Consider the following 19,721-nt stretch of genomic DNA (forward strand, 5'->3'; position numbering starts at 1 on the left):
CCCCGAGCCCGTCCGGTCCGTCCACGAGCGCGCCCGGTCCGTCCACGAGCGCGCCGGCCACGGACCCTGCGCCGGACCCGACCGAGTCCGCACCCGAGCCGACCGCCACCACGGCCTCCGCGTCCGCGTCGCCCACGTCGGGGGACCGCTCCAGCAGCACCCCCTGACCCCGGCGCCGGGCGCCGTCGTCGGCCGCGGTCTGCACCGTCGACGCGCGGCCGTGGCAGGATCGGGGCGATGACTGAGCACCTGCCCCGCCCCTGCCCGGACGCACCCGGCCCCGACGCCGTGCCGCCGCCCGCCGAGCGCGTCCACGCGCACGACCACAATCGGGACAAGGACCCCGCCCTCGTCCGACGGGAGCCGGTCTCCTTCGTCCGACGTGGTGCGCGCCTGAACGCGGGGCGGCAGGCCGTGTGGGACCGCCAGGCGGAGCGGGTCCTCGTGGACGTGCCTCGCGGCCGCGGCGCCACCTCGGTGGACGGCCAGGCCCGACTGGACTGGGCGGGGGTGTTCGGGCGCGAGGCCCCCCTGCTGGTCGACATCGGCTCCGGGCTGGGCGAGTCAACGGCGCAGGCCGCCGCCGACCGGCCGGACTGGAACGTGCTCGCCGTCGAGGTCTACGTGCCCGGCCTGGCCGCGCTCATGACGCGCGTGGAGCAGCAGGGCCTGGAGAACGTCCGCGCCGTGGAGGCCAACGCCCCCGAGCTGCTGGACGCCCTGCTCACGCCCGGCTCCGTCTCCGAGGTGTGGGTGTTCTTCCCGGACCCGTGGCACAAGAAGCGGCACCACAAGCGCCGCCTGGTCTCCCCCGCCTTCGCGGACCGCGTGGCGCGGGTGCTCACCCCCGGCGGGGTGCTGCGGCTGGCGACGGACTGGTCGGGCTACGCCGTGCAGATGCGCGAGGTGCTCGAGGCGCACCCGGGGTTCGAGAACCTCTTCCCCGGGCGCGCCGCGGGCGAGGACTCCCCGCTCACGCGGGTGCGCCGAGAGGGCAGGGAGACCGAGGTGGGCGCCCAGCCGCTGCCCGCCGGCTGGGAGAGCGCGGCCGAGGAGGAGCGCCCGCTGCGGGCCGGCCTGGGTGAGGCGCGGGCCGGCGCGGCGGCCGCGGACCCCGTGGACCACGAAGGCGGCTGGGCGCCCCGGTTCGAGGGTCGACCGATCACGAGCTTCGAGGCGAAGTCCCAGCGGGCCGGGCGCCTCGTGTTCGACCTGGCGTACCGCCGCCGCTGAGCACGGGGCCCGACGGAGCCGCTCAGACCGGGGCGACCGGCCCGGCCGGGTCGGCGCCGTCCGGGGCGGGCGACAGCGGCAGGCCGGCGGTCACCCGCGCGGTCGCCGCGAGCGTCACGGACCCGGCGTCCCGGTAGCCCCTCGGGGCGTCCTCGGAGGCCGTCGGCGACCAGCGGGCCGTGTGGTGGCCACGGACGGCGGCCCCCGCCAGGCCGGGCCGCGGGGCCACCGGCAGCACGGCGGCGTCCGTCCAGTCCCGACGTCGGCCCACCGCGCGGCCGACCCGGGCGAGGAGGTCGCCCGGGGCCAGGGCGCGGAACGTCCGTCCGGACCGCAGGCCGAGGTGCGCGGCCCGAGCTGCCAGGGCGGCGGGCAGGCCGACCGCGCCCGAGACCACGAGGGCCTCGACGGGACGCTCGGCCGGCCACGGGGCCTCGGCGTCGTCGGGCTGCAGGCCCCGGTCCGCGAGCAGGCGCAGGGCGTGCGCGGCCACGAGCGAGCCGTACGAGTGGGCCTCCACGGCCCCGTGCACGGCGGTCCCGCGGGCGCGCAGGGCCAGGGTGGCGTCATCGTCCTCCCCCGGCCCGTGGCGCAGGAACTCCCACCAGGCCCACACATCCGCGGCGAGCATCGCACCGCCGCGCCGGCCGGGGCCGTCGAGCACCACCCGCCAGGGCGTGGGTGCGGGGTAGCCGAGCCACCCGATGACGACGGGGCGGGGTGCGCCGGCGGCGCGCTGGGCGGCGGCGAGGTGGGCGGCCTCCCGGGCCGTCCCCCACATGGCCGTCTGGGGGCGGATGCCCATGCCAGAGACGAGCCAGGTCAGGTGGGTGGCGGTCGCGGGGTCCCCCGCGGCGACCACCGCGCGCGGCCCGTCCGGGCCCTCGAGGACGTAGTCCAGCAGATGCCGGGCGGGCAGGTGCGGGTCCATGCCCTCCGGCTTGAGGGCGTGGACGATCCCGTCCAGGGCGCTCCGGGCCTGCCGGCCGAGGCCGTCGCGCCGGGCCATGTCGGCGCGCAGCCGCTCCTGCACGCGGGACCGCGCGGCCGCCCCGAACGACGCCCGGCTCAGTCCTGCTCGGACTGCCACGTGGGCACCCGTCGGAGGCCTGCGACGCCGGAGGGCAGCCTCCGCAGGCCGCTCGGGCAGGCCTCGCCCGCGGTGTCCGCCCCGGCCCGTGCCGCGGCGTGACGGCGGACGGCCATCCGGTCGGCGTAGCGGGCCGAGACGTCACCGCCGGAGCCCACGGTGAAGACGCGGGCCAGGCGGGAGGCGTGGTGGAGGCGGTCCACCTGGGCAGCCAGCTCGACCACGGTGTCCTGCAGCTGCTCGACCTCGCGCTGCAGCGCGATCACGCGGCGGATGCCCTCCAGCGAGATGCCTTCGCGGCTCAGGGTCTGCACGGTCTGCAGCCGCTCGACGTCGGCGAGGGAGTAGCGGCGGTGCCGTCCGTCCTGGCGGGCGGGGACCACGAGGCCGAGCCGGTCGTACTGGCGCAGGGTCTGCGGATGCATGTCCGCCATCTCGGCGGCCACGGAGATCACGAAGACCGGGGCGTGCCGGTCGGGACCCCCCTCGCGGCCCCGGTCCGCACGGGCGGCGCCGTCGCGGGCGCTCACCAGGCTGCCTTCCGGGCCAGCTCCCGCCGCGGATCGTCGCCGGCAGTGGCGGACTGCAGGGCCTCGACGGCGGCGCGGGCGTCGTCGTTGAGCGTGGTGGGCACGGTGACGCGCAGCTCCACGAGCAGGTCACCCGTCGTCGTCCCGCGCTCGACACCGCGGCCCTTCAGGCGCAGCACGCGGCCACACTGGGAGCCCGCCGGCACCTTCACCTTCACGGGGCGCTCCAGCGTGGGCACCTCGATCGTGGCGCCGAGGGCGGCCTCGGGGAAGGTGACGGGCACGGTGATGCGCAGGTCGTCCCCGTCCCGGTGGAAGAACTCGTGCTCGCGCACGTGCACGGTGACCAGCAGGTCGCCGCGGCCGGCCGCACCGGGCGCGCCCTTGCCGCGGGCACGGACCTTCTGGCCGTCGCGGATGCCCTTCGGGATCTTCACCTCGATCGTCTCGCCGTCCGGGGCGCGCAGGGACACCGTGGTGCCCTGGATCGAGCCGCGGAAGGAGATCGTGGTGGTGGCGGTGCGGTCCGCGCCCTTCGTGGGGCGCGGCCGCGCGTAGCCGGCGTCGCCGAAGCCGCCGGGGCCGAAGCCGCCGGGGCCGAAGCCGCCGGTCTGGCCCGCGGCGCCGCCGAACATCCCGCTGAACAGGTCCGACAGGTCGGGCCCGGACTGCGTGGTGCGGGGGCCGCCCCCGCCGCCGAACATCCCGCCGAAGACGTCCTCGAAGCCGCCGCCGTCGGCACCGCCCGGGGCGGAGAACCGGGCGCCGCCGCCCATCGCGCGGATCGCGTCGTACTCCTGGCGCTCCTGGGGGTCGCTCAGGACGGCGTACGCCTCCGAGATCTCCTTGAACTTCTTCTCGGCCGCCTCATCCCCGGGGTTCTGGTCCGGGTGGTGGGTGCGGGCGAGCTTGCGGTAGGCCTTCTTCACATCCGCATCGGAGGCGTCCTTGGACACCCCCAGGGTCGCGTAGAAGTCCTTGTCCATCCAATCCTGCGAGGCCATGGTGCCTCCTCTCGTGTGTATCGGTCAGGGGGTCGGCCGGCGGCGGGGTGGGCCGCCGGCCGACGGGGTCACTCGTCTCCGGCGGAGACCATCACCTGGGCGGCGCGCAGCACGCGGCCGTCCCGGAGGTAGCCGTTGCGGAAGACCTGGACCACGTGGTCCGCGGGCACCTCTGCGTGCGGCTGGCGCATCACGGCCTCGTGCACGGCCGGGTCGAACTCGACGCCGGCCAGGGCCTCCTGGTCGTGACGCTCGAGGCCGAGGCCGGCCAGGGCGGTGTCGAGCTTGGTCGCGATGGCGGCGAACGGACCGTCCGTCAGGTCGCCGGCGGCGCGGGCGGCGTCGATGTCGTCGAGCACCGGCAGCAGCGCCGTGACGGCCTTGAGCACGCCGGCGTCCCTGGCCAGGTCGCGGTCGCGGTCCACGCGGCGCTTGTAGTTCACGTACTCGGCCTGAAGACGGCGCAGGTCGGTCTCGAGCTCGGCCTCGCGGTCCGAGGCCGCGGGCTGCGGCGCCTCGGTCCCGGCCTCCGCGCCGGCCTCGTCGAGGATGCGCTCGGCCTGGGCGAGGGCGTCGCCGTCCTCGGCCTGCTCGGCCGCGCTCTCGGCGGAGACGCGGGGCTCACCGGTCTCGGGGTCGATGCGGCGACGGTCGTTGAACACGATGGGCTCCTCCTCGGAGCCGCGCTCGGCGTCGGAGGAGCCGTGCGGACGCTGCTGGTCGGCGCTCATGGTGTGTCCTTTCGAAGCGGGTGGGCGGGGGTGGTGCGGGAAGGCCGGCGGGCCGGCCTGGCAGGGGCGCTGCCGGGCCGGCCCGCCGGCGTCGTGGGCCTCCGGGCGGGGCGGGCGTGGACGCCCGCCCCGGCACCGGGGTGTCAGGCCTTCTTCTCGTCGTCCTCGTCGACCACCTCGGCGTCGACGATGTCCTCGTCGTCGCCCTGCGGGGCGGCGGACTCGGCGCCGGCGTCGGCCGACTCCGCGCCCTGCTGGGCGTAGAGGGCCTCGCCGATCTTGACCTGGGAGGCCTGGAGCTTCTCGAACGCGGCGGCGACCTCGTCGTCGTTGTCCTGCTTCTCCAGGGCGGCCTTCAGGGCGTCGACGTCGGCCTGCACCTCGGTCTTGACGTCCTCGGGCAGCTTGTCCGCGTTGTCCTGCAGGAGCTTCTCCACGGAGTACGCGGACTGCTCCGCCTGGTTGCGGCGGTCGGCGGCCTCACGGCGCTTCCTGTCCTCGTCCGCGTGGGCCTCGGCGTCCTTGACCATGCGGTCGATGTCCTCCTTGGACAGCGAGGAGCCGCCCGTGATGGTCATCGACTGCTCGGTGCCGGTGCCCTTGTCCTTCGCGGAGACGTGCACGATGCCGTTCGCGTCGATGTCGAAGGTGACCTCGATCTGGGGCATGCCGCGCGGGGCCGGGGCGATGCCGGTCAGCTCGAAGGTGCCCAGCGCCTTGTTGTCCCGGGTGAACTCGCGCTCGCCCTGGAAGACCTGGATGGACACGGAGGGCTGGTTGTCCTCGGCCGTGGTGAACGTCTCGGAGCGCTTGGTCGGGATGGCCGTGTTGCGCTCGATGAGCTTGGCCATCACGCCGCCCTTGGTCTCGATGCCCAGCGACAGCGGGGTCACGTCGATCAGGAGCACGTCCTTGCGCTCGCCGGCGAGCACGCCGGCCTGCACCGCGGCGCCGATGGCGACGACCTCGTCCGGGTTCACGCTCTTGTTGGGCTCCTTGCCGCCGGTCAGCTCCTTCACCAGGTCGGAGACGGCGGGCATGCGAGTCGAGCCGCCGACGAGGACCACGTGGTCGATGTCGGAGACCTTGACGCCGGCCTCCTTGATGACGTCCTCGAACGGCTTGCGGGTGCGCTCGAGCAGGTCCTTGGTGAGGTCCTGGAACTTGGCGCGGGAGAGGTGCTCGTCCAGGTGCACCGGGCCCTCGGGGGTCACGGACAGGTACTGCAGCGAGATGTTGGTGGAGGTGGCCGAGGAGAGCTCCTTCTTGGCCTGCTCCGCGGCCTCCTTCAGGCGCTGCAGGGCGATCTTGTCCTTGGACAGGTCCGCGCCCTTGGACTTGGCCTGCTGGAGCAGCCAGTCCACGATCCGCTGGTCCCAGTCGTCGCCGCCGAGGCGGTTGTCGCCTGCGGTGGCGCGCACCTGGATGGTGGCGAAGTCGTCCTCGTCCTTGGCGACCTCGAGCAGGGACACGTCGAAGGTGCCGCCGCCCAGGTCGAAGACCAGGATGAGCTCGTCCTCCTTGCCCTTCTCCAGGCCGTAGGCCAGGGCGGCCGCGGTGGGCTCGTTGATGATGCGCTTGACGTTCAGGCCCGCGATCTCGCCGGCCTCCTTGGTGGCCTGGCGCTCGGCGTCGTTGAAGTAGGCGGGCACGGTGATCACCGCGTCGGTGACCTTCTCGCCCAGGTACTCCTCGGCGTCGTGCTTGAGCTTCATCAGCGTGCGGGCCGAGATCTCCTGCGGGGTGTACTTCTTGCCGTCCACCTCGGTGGTCCAGTCGGTGCCCATGTGGCGCTTGATGGACGCGAAGGTGCGCTCCGGGTTGTTGACGGCCTGGCGCTTAGCGACCTCGCCGACCAGGACGTCCCCGCCCTTGGAGAACGCGACGACGGACGGGGTGGTGCGGGCGCCCTCGGCGTTCGCGATGACGACCGGGTCGCCACCCTCGAGGACGGCAACCACGGAGTTGGTGGTGCCAAGATCGATACCCACTGCTCGCGACATCATGTGTCCTTTCGTCGACTGCTGCTCGAGGTGACCGCGGCCGACCGGTGCCGGCCGCCCTTGAGCGTTCTGGACTCAACCTGCCACCGGGGCGGAAGGTCTGTCAAGAAACCTGAGTCACCTCGACTCATGTTCTGGTGTCGTGCAGTGCAACCACACCCCCGTGCGCTTCATTCCCGCCCGTCGGTGATCCTCGTCACACCCTCCGTGAATCCCCCTCTCAGGCATCTCGCGGGCGCCCTGCCGAGCCCCTCTCGGTGCCGGCGCACAGGTGCTGACTAGACTTCTGGAAATCGGACCCGCAACCCAGGAGTGACACGTGCTCATCCTCTCGAGTCGCATGCGACCCAAAGAGCAGTTCGAGGGATACGCCTTCGTCGGCACGGACTACGTGCACGGGCCCGCGGGCATGACTGCGTATCGCGCGCGCACCGGCCGCACCGTCGGCCCCGGCGAGGACGGCTGCTACGTGGTCGCACGCCGGGCGGGCAGGCTCTTCGGCCGCCGTTTCGAGGTGGGCACGGACGCCAGCGGTCTGGGCCGTCTCTTCCTTTACCGCAGCGGCGACGATTGGGCGCTCGGCTCCTCCTACAGCGGGCTGGTGGAGCACCTGCGCACCGAGGGCATGACGCTCACGCCCCGGCTCGGCAGGCTCCGTCCGTTCGCCCTCCGCCAGACGCTGACCATGCAGCTGTCCATCTTCCAGACCCCGTTCGACGAGATCCGACTCCTGCCGGTCGGCACCGTCGTGGTGATCCGCGGCAGCGTCCTCTCCCTCGAGCGCGCCCCCGAGCTCCAGCCGCTCGAGTACGAGGCGGCGCTCCAGGAGTACCTCGACGTCTGGCGCGGGCGCACCCGCGCCCTGCTCGCGGACCCGCGGGTCACCTTCACCGCGGACCTCAGCGGCGGCGTGGACTCCCGCACGGTGTTCGCGTTCCTCCTCGAGTCCGGCCTGTTCCGCACGGACTCGGACCGGTTCTGGCTGCACTCGGGCGTCAACCAGAAGGAGGATCTGGCCGTCGCAAAGGGGATCGCCGAGGCCCACGGCCTGACGGTGAACGGCCCCAAGCCGCCCACCCGCACCCTGGTGTCCGGGTCCCGCGCCTACCGCCACTGGCGGGAGAACAGCCTCGGCGTGTACACCCCGGTCTACATGTCGTCGACGTTCCAGAACCCGTTCGAGGTGCATGCACACGGCGGCGGTGGCGGCACCATCAAGCAGTACTACCGGCATGCCGAGCCGCTGCGCCTGCTGGAGCCGTTCAAGGAGAAGATGCCCGCCGCCGACTTCGCCCTCTGGCAGGAGGAGATGGCCACCACGCAGGAGCAACTGAAGCAGACCGCCCCGGGCGTCGTGCCGAGCATCCAACACTACCTCGAGTTCCGGAACCGCTTCCACTTCGGCCACATCCCGAAGGCCCGCCCGCTGTTCATGCCGCTCAACTCGAAGTACGCGATCCGGGCCCTCACCTCCCTCCCCCAGGACGTGCGCCGCCGCTTCTACTTCGACGTCATGGAGTCCCTCGCCCCCGGGCTCAAGGACGTGGACTACGACAACGCCCGCAAGGCACCCACCGCGCAGGAGCTCGAGAGCCTGCTCGTCCTGCCCGCCTCGGACCGGCTCGCCGCCGGCACGGCCTACGGCGACGACACGGTCGAGACAGCCGACCCGGACGATCCCCTGTCCGCCGGCTTCCAGCGCTGGCTGCAGGACATCGACCGGGCCGCCGCCCGCCCGGAGGTGCGTCGCTTCATCATGGGCCGTGCCATGGCGCGCACAGACCGCACAGTGGAGGCCCTGCGCGCGCTGGGCAAGCCCTTCCACTCCCACTCCGGTCACTCCGTGGCGCTGTCCCACCTGCTGATGGTGGACTTCACCCTCGGCGACTGACCGACGCCCCACGCCCGCCGTGTCGGGAAGGGTCCGGGACCGACCAGGTCAGGCGGCCTTGGCCGGCCACCAGACCTTCGGGCCGATGTCCCACACGAGGGCCGGGATCAGCAGCGTGCGCACCACCAGGGTGTCCAGCAGCACGCCGAAGGCCACGATGAACGCCAGCTGCACCATGAACATCAGCGGGATCACCGCGAGCGCGGCGAAGGTGGCCGCCAGCACGACGCCGGCCGAGGTGATGACCCCGCCCGTGACGGTGAGGGCGCGCAGCACGCCCGCCCGCGTGCCGTGCCGCGGCGTCTCCTCCCGCGCCCGGGTCATCAGGAAGATCGTGTAGTCGATCCCGAGGGCCACGAGGAAGACGAAGCCGTACAGCGGCACGGTGGGGTCGGCGTCCTCGAAGCCGAACACGTGCCGGAACACGAGGGCCGAGACGCCCAGGGCCGCACCGAAGCTGACCACGGTGGCCGCCACGAGCAGCACGGGCGCCAGGAGCGAGCGCAGCAGCACCGCGAGGACGACCAGCAGCATCGCGAGGATCAGCGGGATGACGACCCGCAGGTCGCGCTGCGTGGTGACGTTCGTGTCCAACGCCTGGGCCGGCGGGCCGCCCACGAGGATCTCGCCCGAGGTGGGGAGATCCGCGAGCCGGTCGCGCAGGCGGGCCACGGTCTGCTGCGCGGCGAGGGACTCGCCCGGGTCCGCCAGGGTGGCCGAGACCAGCACGCGGCCGTCCACCACGCGAGGCTGCGGCTCCGGCGCGGACGCGGCGCCCGTCCCGCCCTCCGCCTCGAGCGCGCTCGGGGGCAGGACCGCGGCGGTCCCGGGGGCGTCCGCGGTGACCTCCGCCTCGGCCACGCCGGGGTCCTCCGCGACGGCGGCGAGCACCGCCTCCGAGTCCTCGGCCGGGGCGAGGATCTGGGCGGGGGCGCCCGCGCCGGCGTCGAAGTGCTCGCTCAGCAGGGCCTGGGCCTGCCGGGCGTCGGAGTCGCCGAGCAGCACGTCCTCCTGGGCGACGCCGTCCGCGCGCAGCTGCAGCAGACCGCCGCAGAGGGCGAGGAGCACGACCGTCGTGGCGACCCAGACGAGACGGGGCCGGCGCGCGACGACGGCACCCACCCGCGTCCACACCCCGTGGTCCTCCTCGAGGCCGGCGACGGGCCGGCCCGCCCCGTCGCGCGGCGGGGTGAAGGCCCGGCCCCGGGCGGCGCGGCGCTCCGCGCGACGGCGCGCGCGCTCGGGGGACGGGATCGTGGGCCAGAAGGCGGCACGCCCGGTCAGCCGCAGCAGCGCCGGCAGCAGGGTCAGGGCGGCGAGCCACGCGAACGCCACACCCGTGGCGGCCACGGGGCCGAGGGAGCGCGTCGAGTTGAGGTCCGAGGCCATCAGGATCAGCAGGGCGAGGGCCACGGTCGAGGCGGACGCGGTGATCGCGCCGAAGGACCCGCGCACGGCGGCCCGCAGCGCCTCCCCGACGTCCGCCCGGACCAGCAGCTCCTCGCGGTGCCGGGCCACGAGCAGGAGGCAGTAGTCGGTGGCCGCGCCGATCACGAGGATCGAGAGGATGCCCTGGGCCTGGCCGTTGAGCTGGATCCAGCCCGCCAGGGCCATCCCGTAGACGGCCACGATCGCGCCGCAGAGCGCGGCCACGGCCGTCAGGAGCACGAGGACCGGCAGCAGGACGGAGCGGTAGACCGCCACGAGGATCACGAACACCACCGCGAGCGCCACGAGCAGCAGCAGCCCGTCGATCCCCGCGAACGCGCCGCCCAGCTCGGCGACCAGGCCCGCCGGGCCGCCCACGTGCCACTCGGTGTCCGCGGCCACGGTCCCGGCGAGGGCGGGGTCGGCGGCCGCGGGGTCCGCCACGACCTCCCGCAGGTCGGCCACCACGTCGGCCACGGGCCGCTCGGCCCCGACCGAGGAGTCGACGAAGGCCAGGAACTGCACCGCCGCGCCGTCGTCGGAGGGGATCGGGCCGGCGACGTCGGTCACGCCCGGCACCTCGCCCAGCCGGCCCGCGAGGTCCGCGAGCGCGGGGAAGGCGGCCGCGGGGTCCGCTGTGCTCGCCGGGCCCACGACGACGGCGGGCACGGCCTCGCCGTCCTGGAACGCCGCCGCCTCCGCCCCCGCGCGGGTGGACTCGGCCGACGCCGGCAGGAAGGTGGCCTGGTCATTCGAGGAGACGTCGCCGATCTTGCCGAACACGGGGCCGCCCAGGCCGAGCACGGCGAGCCAGACCACGGTGAGCGCCGCGGCCAGGCCCAGCCGCAGCCCCCGAGGGGGACGCCCCGTGGCGGCGGGGGTGCGGGGGTGGGCATGCCCCGAGCGTAGGGGATGGTTCGATGATCAAACAACCATGGGGGCTGGCTAGACTCCCGGCCATGACCACGCAGCCCCCCTCCGCCCCCGCGGAGCACCTCGCCGTGGTCCACGCGCTGCGCGTCTTCAGCGAGAGCGCGGAGCACGCCGTCGACGAGGCCGGCCGCGGCGTCGGCCTGCACCGCACGGACCTCAGAGCCCTCGCGTACCTGATGGCCCGCGCGGCGGCCGGTGAGCCCGTCACGGCCTCGGACCTCGGCGCCCACCTGCACCTCACCCGGGCCTCGGCCACCGCCCTCGTGGACCGCCTGGCCGCCGCGGGCCACGTCCGCCGCCACCGGGACGAGGGCGACCGGCGGCGCGTGCTGGTGGAGCACACGGACACGGCCCGCCGCGACGGACAGCGCGCGTTCGAACCGATGTCCCAGCGGCTGAGCGCCGCCCTCGAGGGGTTCTCCGCCGCGGAGCTGCGGGCCGCGGTGCGGGTGCTCGAGGCGGCCACCGCCGCACTGACGGACCCCGCCCCGGAGGACCCGTGACCCGACCGGCGCTCATCGGCCTGGACGGCCGCTCGGGGTCGGGCAAGACCGTCCTCGCCGCCGCGCTCGCGGCCCGGATCGCACCGTTCGCGCGCGTCGAGGTGATCGAGATCGAGTCCATGTACCGGGGCTGGGACGGGCTGGCCACGGCGGTGGACGACGACGGCCCCTACCCGGCCGTCGTGCGCGCGCTGCGGGAGCGGGGCACGGCGACCTGGACCACGTGGGACTGGCACCGCGCCGCCCCCGGCCCGCCGCGGCGGACCGCGCCGGCCGACGTCGTGGTGTGCGAGGGCGTGGGTGCGCTCAGCACCGCCGCCCGACCGCTGCTCGACCTGGCGGTGTGGCTCGAGCTCGAGACCCCCGCGCGGCGCACGCGGGCGCTGGCCCGGGACGGCGAGACCTTCGCCCCGCACTGGGACCGCTGGGCCGCACAGGAAGAGGACTACCTGGCCCGGCACGCCCCGCGCGCCGCGGCGGACCTGGTCCTGCGTCTGCCCTCCGCCTGACGGCGGCGGTGCCCGGGGCCGGGGCGTCAGGGTCTGCGTGCGGGCCGGTCGGGCGCCCGCGCCGGGACCGGAGCGGTTCGCTCTGCTTAGGTGTAGCATCGGAGGCGGCGCGCCGCGTCCGGCCGCGTCCCACCCCAGCGCACGGAGACCTCCCCTTCCCATGGCGACACTGCTCTACCGTCTCGGCCTCGGCGCCGCCCGCCGCCCCCTCCTCGTGATCCTCGCCTGGGTGCTCGCCCTGGCCCTCGCCGTCGGCGGGTTCCTCGCCTTCGGCGGCACGCTCTCCTCCACCGTCACCATCCCCGGCACGCCCACCGCCCAGGTCACGGACCGCCTCAAGGAGGAGTTCCCCGAGGCCTCCCGAGGCAGGGGCCAGGTCGTGTTCACCACCGAGGACGGCTCCCCCCTGACCGACGCCCAGCGCGAGCAGATCACCGCCCTGCTGGACGACGTCGCCGAGCAGCCGGCCGTGGAGGGCGTCGTGGACCCGTTCGAGGCCCAGGCCCAGCAGGACGACGCCCGCACCCGGCTCGACGAGGGCCGCACCGAGCTGGCCGACGGCGAGCAGCGCCTCGCGGACGGACGCCAGGAGATCGAGGACGGCCGGGCCGAGCTCGAGCGGCGCGCGGCCGAGGCCGACGCGGGCGAGCAGCGCCTCGCCGAGGCCGCCGCCCAGCTGGACGAGGGGCAGGCCACGCTCGACGCCGCGCGCGCCGACCTCGAGGAGCGCGGCCTGGAGGCCCTGCCGGCCGATGCCCTGGCCCCGCTCCGGGAGGCCGAGCAGAAGGTGGCCGACGGCCAGGAGCAGCTCGACGCCGGCCGTGCCGAGCTCGAGGAGCAGGCGGAGCGTCTCGAGGCCGGCCAGGCCGAGATCGACGCGCGGCGTCAGGAGCTCGAGGCCGGGCAGGCCGAGCTCGGCGACCGGTGGACCGAGCTCGAGGCCGGGCAGGCCGAGCTCGACGCCCAGGCCGAGCAGCTGACCGCGGGCCGCGCCGAGCTCGAGCAGGCCCGGGACGCCGCGCTGGCCGAGGCCGAGGCCGCCGGCATCCCGGCGGAGCAGGTCACCGAGCAGTTCGCCGACCAGGAGGCGCAGCTCGCCGCCGGCGAGGCACAGCTGGCGGCCGGTCAGGACCAGGCCGACGCCGCCCGCGCCCAGCTGGAGGCAGCCCAGGCCGAGGCCGACGCGGGCGCCGAACAGCTCGCGGCGGCCCAGGCCGAGGCCGACGACGGCGCCGCCCGACTCGCCGCCGGCCGGCAGCAGCTGCAGGAGTCCGAGGCCGAGCTCGAGGCCGGCCGCGAGCAGGTGGCCGCGGGACGGCAGCAGGCCCTGGACGCGGCCGAGGCCGAGCTCGACGCGCAGCAGCAGAAGATCGACGAGGGCCGGGCCGAGTACGAGCGCGGCGTCGCCGAGCTCGAGGACGGCCGGGCCCAGCTGGCCGCCGGCGCGGAGCGCCTGGACCAGGCCGAGGCGGACCTCGCCGACGGCCGCGCCGAGCTGGACGACGGCCGCGTCGAGGCCGAGCGCGGCGAGCGCACCCTGGCCCTCGCGGAGGACTTCCGCACCGTGTCCGAGGACGGCAGCACCGCCGTCGGGATCGTCACCTTCACGACGCCGACCCTGGACGTGACCGCCGAGGACAAGGAGGCGGTCACCGGCGCCCTCACCGGCGCGGACATCGACGGCGTCGCGGTGCATCCGTCCCAGGAGCTCAACGCCACCGTGCCCTCCCTGCTCGGCCCGGGCGAGGTCGTGGGCCTCGTGGTCGCCGCGATCGTGCTGATGGTCATGCTCGGCACCCTCGTGGGCGCGGGCCTGCCTCTGGTCAACGCGCTGGTGGGCGTGGGCGTGGGCGCCGCCGGGGCGCTCGCGTTCTCCTCCGCCGTGGAGATGATGTCCGTGACCCCGGTGCTCGGGGTGATGCTGGGCCTGGCCGTGGGCATCGACTACGCGCTGTTCATCGTCAACCGGCACCGCCAGGAGCTGCGACGCGGCACGAGCCTGCACGAGTCGATCGCGCTGGCCACCGGCACCTCCGGCAACGCCGTGGTGTTCGCCGGCGTGACCGTGGTGATCGCCCTCGCGGCCCTGAACGTCACCGGCATCGGCTTCCTGGGCCTGATGGGCACGGTGGGCGCGGTCTGCGTGGCCATCGCCGTGCTCGTGGCGGTGACCCTGACCCCGGCCCTGCTGGCCCTGGCCGGCCCGCGCGTGCTCTCCCGCCGGGAGCGCGCCCGGCTCACCGACACCTCCCCGGCCGTCGGCGAGGGCGCCCACGCCGTGCGCCGCGCCCACCGCCGCGCCACCCTGTCCACGCCGACCGCCCTCGCCACGGCGCTCGCCTCCGTGGCCCTGCTCGTCCTCGTGGCCGTGCCGTTCTGGTCCATGCGCCTGGGCCTGCCGGACGGCGGCTCCGAGCCCGAGGGCTCGGACTCCCAGCTCGCCTACGCGCTCACGGCCGAGAAGTTCGGCGAGGGCTACAACGGCCCGCTCGTGGTCACCGTGGACCTGCCCGCCGGCCTGGACGAGGGGCGCGCCACGGACGCCCAGCTCGACGTCGGCGAGCAGCTGGCCGCCCTCGACCACGCGCACGCCGTGGTGCCGGCGGGCTTCAACGAGGACCGCACGGTCGCGATGTACCAGGTGCTGCCCGAGGAGGGGCCCAACGCGGTCTCCACGGAGGAGCTCGTGCGCGAGCTGCGGTCCCTGGACCCGGCCGGCGAGGCCTCGAACCCGGGCGTGGCGGGGGTGACCAGCGGCTTCATCGACGTCTCGGCCACCCTGGCGGAGGCCCTGCCGCTCTACCTCGGTGTGGTGGTGGGCCTGTCCCTGCTGATCATGATCCTGGTGTTCCGCTCCATCCTGGTGCCCCTGATCGCCACCGGCGGCTTCGTGCTCTCGGTGTTCGCGGCGATGGGCGGCGTGGTGGCCATCTACCAGTGGGGCTGGCTGGGCGCCCTGTTCGGCGTCCACAACCCGGGGCCGGTGCTCAGCTTCCTGCCGACCATCATGGTCGGCGTGCTGTTCGGCCTGGCCATGGACTACCAGCTGTTCATCGCCTCCGGCATGCGCGAGGCCTACGCACACGGCCTGCCGGCCCGCCAGGCGGTGCTGTCCGGCCTGCGCTCGGGCCGCGCGGTGGTGATGGCCGCGGCGATCATCATGATCTCCGTGTTCGGCGGCTTCATCTTCGCCGAGGACGCGATGATCCGCCCGATCGGCTTCGGCCTGGCCTTCGGCGTGCTGCTGGACGCGTTCGTCGTCCGGCTGCTGCTGATGCCGGCCCTGATGCACCTGCTCGGGGACGCGGCGTGGTGGCTGCCCCGGTGGCTGGACCGCATCATGCCGGACGTCGACGTGGAGGGCGCCCAGCTCGAGCGCGCCCACGCCCCGGCGCACCCCTCCGGCCGCTCCCCCGTCCTCGTCCTGCTCGAGACGGACACGGACGGCGCCCCCGCCCCGCGACTGGCAGACCCGGCCGTCCCGCACCTGAGCGTCACGGACCAGGGGGTCACCCGCGGCGACGGCATCTTCGAGACGGCGCTCGCCGTCGCCGACGGGCTCGGGACCCTGCGCATGCGCAAGCTCGGAGCCCACCTCGGCCGGCTGGCCGCGTCCGCCGCCGCCCTGGAGCTGGCCGCCCCCGAGGCGGCGGCGTGGGAGGCCGCCGTCGCGCTCGGCCTGCGGGCGTTCACCGAGGCCAACGACGTCGCGCCCGGGGACCGTCTCGCCGTGCGCCTGACCGTCACCCGCGGCCCGGACGCGGCTCCCGGCGCGGTGCCCACGCCCACCGCGTGGGCGCTGCTGAGCCCGGCCCCAGTGGTCGAGGACGAGGAGCGGCGGCGGGGGCTGCGGGTGCTGCTGCTGGACCGCGGCATCGACTCGCAGGCCCCCGAGCGCTCCCCGTGGCTGCTCACCGGCGCGAAGACCCTCTCCTACGCCGTGAACATGGCCGCCCTGCGCTACGCCCGCGACCACGGCGCCGACGACGTCGTCTTCACCAGCGCGGACGGCTACCTGCTCGAGGGCCCCACCTCCACGGTGCTGATCGTGCGCACCGGGGAGGACGGCGTCCGCCGCCTCCTCACCCCACTGCGCCAGAAGGGCATCCTCGCCGGCACGTCCCAGGCCGTGATCTTCGCGGCCGCCCACGCGGACGGCTGGGAGCTCGGCTACGGCCCGCTCGTCCCGGCGGACCTCCAGGGCGCCGAGGGCGTCTGGCTCGTCTCCTCGGTGCGCGGCGTCCTGCCGGTGCGCGCCGTCGACGGCGTCGAGATCCCCGTGGACCACGAGCTCACCGGCATGCTGCAGGCCCATCTGGACGCCGACGGCGACCCCGGCCGGCACGTCAGCGGCGACCCGGTGCCCACCGCGGGCTAGGCTGGGGACCGGCCCGTCCGGCGTCGTCGGCCGCGGCCGCAACCGCACGTGAGATCCCCGACCACGGAAGGCGCACCATGAACACGCTCGCCCAGAAGGCCCTGTCCGCCGGCATCACGCTGGTCGGCGGCATCGTCGGCTCCCGCGTGGTCGCGGGCGGCTGGCGGCTCGTCACCGGCCACAGCGCCCCGGACGACGCGGCCGACGAGACGCTGCCCCTCGTCGAGGCCCTGTCCTTCGCGTTCATCTCCGCGGGCGTCGCGGCGTTGCTGAAGGTCGCCGGCCAGCGCGGCGCCGGCGCCGCGATCCGCAAGGTGTCCGAGTCCACCGCGCACCGCGTGGACCACGAGGTCTGAGCCGCCCCGCCACCACCACCACCACCACGACGACGGCCGCCGCCCGGAGCGATCCGGACGGCGGCCGTCGTGCTGTGCGCGGTGGCGTCAGCGGCGCCCACGCGGCCGGGCGCCGGCGCGGCGGGGCCCGGGGTCCGCCGGGGGCTCGGCCCGACGGCCGACGGCGGCCAGCTCGTCCCGGTGCAGCAGCTCACGGCGGGCGTGCTTGGTGCGGTAGCCCGTGCGGCCCACCAGGTGGGAGGCCACCGGGGCCGTGACCATCTGGGTGACCCACGCCAGGAACAGCACGGGCAGCCACACCCACGACCGCCACACGATCCCCAGCCCGGCGAGCATGAGCAGCAGGCCGAGGACCTGCGGCTTGGCGGCGGCGTGCATGCGGGCCAGCAGGTCCGGGAGCACGAACAGGCCCACGCCGGCCACCAGGGAGAAGAAGGCGCCGCTGACGAGCAGGAACGCGGCCAGCCAGTCCAGGAGCGTGGCGGTGTCGGTCATCGGCCCTCCTCCCCGCCCGGCACGTCCGTGGTGCCGGGCACGCGCGCCTGGTCCTCGAGCGAGTGGTCCGGACGCCGGTCCTCCGCGAAGCGCGCCACCGTCACCGAGCCGACGAAGCCGACGGTGGCGGCCAGCACCACGAGGACCACGTGGTGGGTGTGGCGGTGCACGGCCATCTCCAGGACGAGCATCCCGGAGAACACCACGAGCAGCACGTCCGTGGCGACCGCCCGGTCCAGCAGCGAGGGGCCGCGCACGATCCGGTAGAGCGCACCGACGGCGCCGACCACGAGCAGCGCCCCGCCGGCCCACGTGGCCAGGTCCATGGGGTCCATCAGGCCTCCTCCTTCGGGGGGCGGGCGGCGGGAGGCGCCGAACTCGGGAAGCGGCGGACCAGCTCGAGGTCCTCACGCGTGCCGACGGCGCGGATGATGCCCGCCTCCACGTCGAGGGCCTTGGCGCGGAAGCCCTCCACGTCCTCGTCCGTGGTCGCGTCGAGCACGTGCAGGTACAGGACGGAGCGGACCCGGTCCACGTCCAGCACGATCGAGCCCGGCACCAGGGCCAGGGCGTGGCTGACGAGCGTGATGATGAGGTCGTCGTGGCTGCGCAGCGGGACGCCCACGATCGAGCCGCGGGCGCGGCGGCCACGCAGCAGCACCGTCCCGGTCACGTTGACTGAGGCGCGCACGACGTCGACGAGGAACCGCACCGTGAACACGAGGGACCACCAGGGGTTCAGACGGCCGCTGAACGGGATGTCCGGCATCGGGAAGAGCCCGATGATCAGCAGCGCGAAGGCGAGGCCGGTCAGGGCCACGTGCGGAGCGAAGTCCTGCCACAGGGCGCACCACACGGCCACCATCACGAGGATCAGCGGCCACTGGGCCACGATGCCCCGGATCCGGTCGGGGCGCACCACGCCGCGGCGGGCGGAGTCACTTCCGGGCATCGTGCACCTCCGTCGGGTCGACGCTGAGGGTGGCCGCGGCCCGCTCGGCCGCGGCGTCGTCGAGCACCGCCGCGATGTAGGGCGAGCGGTCGAGCATGTCCGTGGCGGCCTCGTCGGCCAGGGCGAACAGCGGACCGGCGGCCACCGTGAACACCAGCGTCAGGCCCACGAGCGCCGTGGTGGGCAGCACGAGGCCCGGCTCGAGCGGGCGGGGGCGCTCGCCACGGGCGACGGCCCGCTCGTAGGCGGCCACGAGCTGGGCGGGCGGGTGCTCCACGTCCTCGACGCGGCGCCAGAACGCGCGGGTCCACACGCGCACCACCACGAGCAGGGTCAGCAGGGACACGAGCAGGGACACGCCCACCAGCGTGTAGGCCAGGGGCGTGGCCTGCTCGACGCCGCCGCGCAGCAGGCCGACCTTGCCGAGGAAGCCGGAGAACGGCGGGATGCCGCCGAGGTTGAGCGCGGGCACGAGGAACAGGACGCTCACGAACGGGGAGACCTTCGCCAGGGACCCGAGGCGGTCGATGTTCGCGGTGCCGGCGCGGTTCTCGATCAGACCCGTGACGAGGAAGAGCGTGGTCTGCACGGTGATGTGATGGGCCACGTAGTACACGGTGGCCGCCAGCCCCGCCTCCGTGGCCAGGCCCAGGCCGAAGATCATGTAGCCGATGTGGGAGACGAGGATGAAGGACAGGATGCGCTTGATGTCCGTCTGGGCCAGCGCGCCGAGGATGCCCACCACCATGGTCAGCGCGGCCACCACGAGCAGGAGCGCGTTGATGTGCTCCCCCGGGAAGAGCAGCGTCTCGGTGCGGATCATCGCGTACACGCCCACCTTGGTGAGCAGGCCCGCGAACACCGCGGTCACCGGGGCGGGCGCGGTGGGGTACGAGTCCGGCAGCCAGAAGGACAGCGGGAACACGGCCGCCTTGATGCCGAAGCCCACCAGGAGCAGCACGTGCAGGACCATCTGCACGTCGGTGGGCAGCTCGCCCAGCTTCACGGCCAGGTCCGCCATGTTCACGGTGCCGGTGGCCGCGTAGATCATCGCGATCGCGATCAGGAACACCACCGAGGAGAGCACGGAGACCACCACGTAGGTGATGCCCGCGCGGATGCGCTGGGCGGTGCCCCCCATGGTCAGCAGCACGTAGGAGGACGTCAGGAGGATCTCGAAGCCCACGTAGAGGTTGAACAGGTCGCCGGCGAGGAACGCGTTGGACACGCCCGCCACGAGGATCAGGAACGTGGGGTGGAAGATCGAGACCGGCCCACCCTCGTCCCGGTTGATCAGCCCCTGCGCCGAGGCGTACAGCAGCACCGCCAGGGTGACCAGCGCGGACACCACGAGCATGAGGGCCGAGAGCCGGTCCACCACGAGGGTGATGCCCAGCGGGGCCGGCCAGCCGCCGAGGTGGACGGCCGCGATCCCGGTGTCCCAGACCGCGGCCAGCAGCAGCGCGTCCAGCACGAGGGTGAGCACGAGCGCGGAGACCGTGACGGTGATCTGCGCGCGGGGGCGGCGCACGAGCATGAAGGTCACGGCCGCGCCCAGCACGGGCAGCATGACGGCCAGCGGGGCCAGGTCGGTCAGGGGGAGGGTGCCGATGCTCATGCGCGCTCCCCGCCCTCGGGACGGCGGCCGCGGGACGCTGCCCCGGATCCGGTGGGCGCCTGGGGGG

Annotated in this window: 17 protein-coding genes; 6 read left to right on the top strand and 11 right to left on the bottom strand. The window is 74.7% G+C overall.

Annotated elements, in window-relative coordinates:
• Positions 1 to 205 (bottom strand): hypothetical protein (locus J1M41_RS01875; RefSeq protein WP_206451035.1); only part of this gene is annotated, 205 nt, incomplete at its 3' end.
• Between the two features lie 32 nt (positions 206 to 237).
• On the opposite strand from J1M41_RS01875, the gene trmB reads away from it, so the two are divergent.
• Positions 238 to 1,233 (top strand): tRNA (guanosine(46)-N7)-methyltransferase TrmB, encoded by a 996-nt coding sequence (trmB, locus tag J1M41_RS01880; RefSeq protein WP_069941131.1) that lies wholly within the window; start codon positions 238 to 240, stop codon positions 1,231 to 1,233.
• Between the two features lie 22 nt (positions 1,234 to 1,255).
• Here trmB and J1M41_RS01885 read toward each other — a convergent pair whose 3' ends face one another.
• From J1M41_RS01885 to dnaK, 5 genes are all read right to left on the bottom strand, one after another.
• Positions 1,256 to 2,323 carry an alpha/beta hydrolase gene (locus J1M41_RS01885; RefSeq protein WP_231866265.1) on the bottom strand — a complete coding sequence of 356 codons (1,068 nt, stop codon included), beginning with the start codon at positions 2,321 to 2,323 and terminating at the stop codon, positions 1,256 to 1,258.
• Positions 2,302 to 2,853: a heat shock protein transcriptional repressor HspR gene (locus J1M41_RS01890; RefSeq protein WP_020626477.1), complete on the bottom strand. Its 552-nt coding sequence runs from the start codon at positions 2,851 to 2,853 to the stop codon at positions 2,302 to 2,304. The genes J1M41_RS01885 and J1M41_RS01890 overlap by 22 nt, the downstream gene beginning before the upstream one ends.
• Positions 2,850 to 3,857 carry a DnaJ C-terminal domain-containing protein gene (locus J1M41_RS01895; protein WP_069941130.1) on the bottom strand — a complete coding sequence of 336 codons (1,008 nt, stop codon included), beginning with the start codon at positions 3,855 to 3,857 and terminating at the stop codon, positions 2,850 to 2,852. The genes J1M41_RS01890 and J1M41_RS01895 overlap by 4 nt, the downstream gene beginning before the upstream one ends.
• A gap of 68 nt (positions 3,858 to 3,925) precedes the next feature.
• Positions 3,926 to 4,588: a nucleotide exchange factor GrpE gene (locus tag J1M41_RS01900; RefSeq protein WP_070708624.1), complete on the bottom strand. Its 663-nt coding sequence runs from the start codon at positions 4,586 to 4,588 to the stop codon at positions 3,926 to 3,928.
• Positions 4,589 to 4,731: 143 nt separating this feature from the next.
• Entirely contained in the window at positions 4,732 to 6,591 is a 1,860-nt protein-coding gene (gene dnaK / locus J1M41_RS01905) for a molecular chaperone DnaK (protein WP_070708878.1), read from the bottom strand.
• A 340-nt stretch (positions 6,592 to 6,931) separates the two neighbouring features.
• Here dnaK and J1M41_RS01910 point away from each other — a divergent pair, with 340 nt between their 5' ends.
• A complete protein-coding gene (locus J1M41_RS01910; protein ID WP_153236557.1) occupies positions 6,932 to 8,482 on the top strand; it encodes a hypothetical protein in 1,551 nt (516 codons plus the stop codon).
• Positions 8,483 to 8,530: 48 nt separating this feature from the next.
• Here J1M41_RS01910 and J1M41_RS01915 read toward each other — a convergent pair whose 3' ends face one another.
• Positions 8,531 to 10,729 carry an MMPL family transporter gene (locus tag J1M41_RS01915; RefSeq protein WP_342214049.1) on the bottom strand — a complete coding sequence of 733 codons (2,199 nt, stop codon included), beginning with the start codon at positions 10,727 to 10,729 and terminating at the stop codon, positions 8,531 to 8,533.
• A 140-nt stretch (positions 10,730 to 10,869) separates the two neighbouring features.
• Here J1M41_RS01915 and J1M41_RS01920 point away from each other — a divergent pair, with 140 nt between their 5' ends.
• The 4 genes from J1M41_RS01920 (at position 10,870) to J1M41_RS01935 (ending at position 16,589) form a co-directional block, all read left to right on the top strand.
• Positions 10,870 to 11,346, top strand: coding sequence for a MarR family winged helix-turn-helix transcriptional regulator (locus tag J1M41_RS01920; RefSeq protein WP_036317223.1), 477 nt, complete (start codon positions 10,870 to 10,872; stop codon positions 11,344 to 11,346).
• Positions 11,343 to 11,855, top strand: coding sequence for a hypothetical protein (locus J1M41_RS01925; protein WP_095347716.1), 513 nt, complete (start codon positions 11,343 to 11,345; stop codon positions 11,853 to 11,855). Before J1M41_RS01920 ends, J1M41_RS01925 begins: the two co-directional genes overlap by 4 nt.
• A gap of 160 nt (positions 11,856 to 12,015) precedes the next feature.
• Positions 12,016 to 16,233, top strand: a complete 4,218-nt coding sequence (locus J1M41_RS01930) for an MMPL family transporter (protein WP_241247627.1) — start codon at positions 12,016 to 12,018, stop codon at positions 16,231 to 16,233.
• A gap of 77 nt (positions 16,234 to 16,310) precedes the next feature.
• Positions 16,311 to 16,589 (top strand): DUF4235 domain-containing protein, encoded by a 279-nt coding sequence (locus J1M41_RS01935; RefSeq protein WP_010080219.1) that lies wholly within the window; start codon positions 16,311 to 16,313, stop codon positions 16,587 to 16,589.
• 87 nt (positions 16,590 to 16,676) lie between these two features.
• Here the strand turns inward: J1M41_RS01935 and mnhG are convergent, their stop codons facing one another.
• From mnhG to J1M41_RS01955, 4 genes are read right to left on the bottom strand one after another with little or no spacing between them, the layout of a single operon-like run.
• Positions 16,677 to 17,084 carry a monovalent cation/H(+) antiporter subunit G gene (gene mnhG, locus J1M41_RS01940; protein WP_098094373.1) on the bottom strand — a complete coding sequence of 136 codons (408 nt, stop codon included), beginning with the start codon at positions 17,082 to 17,084 and terminating at the stop codon, positions 16,677 to 16,679.
• On the bottom strand, positions 17,081 to 17,419 hold the full coding sequence (locus tag J1M41_RS01945) for a monovalent cation/H+ antiporter complex subunit F (protein WP_036383645.1): 339 nt from the start codon (positions 17,417 to 17,419) through the stop codon (positions 17,081 to 17,083). The genes mnhG and J1M41_RS01945 overlap by 4 nt, the downstream gene beginning before the upstream one ends.
• Entirely contained in the window at positions 17,419 to 18,036 is a 618-nt protein-coding gene (locus tag J1M41_RS01950; RefSeq protein WP_010080216.1) for a Na+/H+ antiporter subunit E, read from the bottom strand. The genes J1M41_RS01945 and J1M41_RS01950 overlap by 1 nt, the downstream gene beginning before the upstream one ends.
• On the bottom strand, positions 18,023 to 19,654 hold the full coding sequence (locus J1M41_RS01955; protein WP_098094372.1) for a Na+/H+ antiporter subunit D: 1,632 nt from the start codon (positions 19,652 to 19,654) through the stop codon (positions 18,023 to 18,025). Before J1M41_RS01955 ends, J1M41_RS01950 begins: the two co-directional genes overlap by 14 nt.
• Between the last annotated feature and the right edge of the window lie 67 nt (positions 19,655 to 19,721).

The organism is Micrococcus sp. KRD096, from assembly GCF_017168495.1.
GTDB classification, from domain to species: domain Bacteria; phylum Actinomycetota; class Actinomycetes; order Actinomycetales; family Micrococcaceae; genus Micrococcus; species Micrococcus luteus.

Excerpts from the sequence above, each read along its gene's own strand:
- trmB (WP_069941131.1), top strand. The coding sequence starts at position 238 with ATGACTGAGCACCTGCCCCGCCCCTGCCCGGACGCACCCGGCCCCGAC.
- J1M41_RS01895 (WP_069941130.1), bottom strand. The coding sequence starts at position 3,857 with ATGGCCTCGCAGGATTGGATGGACAAGGACTTCTACGCGACCCTGGGG.
- J1M41_RS01900 (WP_070708624.1), bottom strand. The coding sequence starts at position 4,588 with ATGAGCGCCGACCAGCAGCGTCCGCACGGCTCCTCCGACGCCGAGCGC.
- dnaK (WP_070708878.1), bottom strand. The coding sequence starts at position 6,591 with ATGTCGCGAGCAGTGGGTATCGATCTTGGCACCACCAACTCCGTGGTT.
- J1M41_RS01910 (WP_153236557.1), top strand. The coding sequence starts at position 6,932 with ATGCGACCCAAAGAGCAGTTCGAGGGATACGCCTTCGTCGGCACGGAC.
- J1M41_RS01920 (WP_036317223.1), top strand. The coding sequence starts at position 10,870 with ATGACCACGCAGCCCCCCTCCGCCCCCGCGGAGCACCTCGCCGTGGTC.
- J1M41_RS01930 (WP_241247627.1), top strand. The coding sequence starts at position 12,016 with ATGGCGACACTGCTCTACCGTCTCGGCCTCGGCGCCGCCCGCCGCCCC.
- J1M41_RS01935 (WP_010080219.1), top strand. The coding sequence starts at position 16,311 with ATGAACACGCTCGCCCAGAAGGCCCTGTCCGCCGGCATCACGCTGGTC.
- mnhG (WP_098094373.1), bottom strand. The coding sequence starts at position 17,084 with ATGACCGACACCGCCACGCTCCTGGACTGGCTGGCCGCGTTCCTGCTC.
- J1M41_RS01945 (WP_036383645.1), bottom strand. The coding sequence starts at position 17,419 with ATGGACCCCATGGACCTGGCCACGTGGGCCGGCGGGGCGCTGCTCGTG.
- J1M41_RS01950 (WP_010080216.1), bottom strand. The coding sequence starts at position 18,036 with ATGCCCGGAAGTGACTCCGCCCGCCGCGGCGTGGTGCGCCCCGACCGG.
- J1M41_RS01955 (WP_098094372.1), bottom strand. The coding sequence starts at position 19,654 with ATGAGCATCGGCACCCTCCCCCTGACCGACCTGGCCCCGCTGGCCGTC.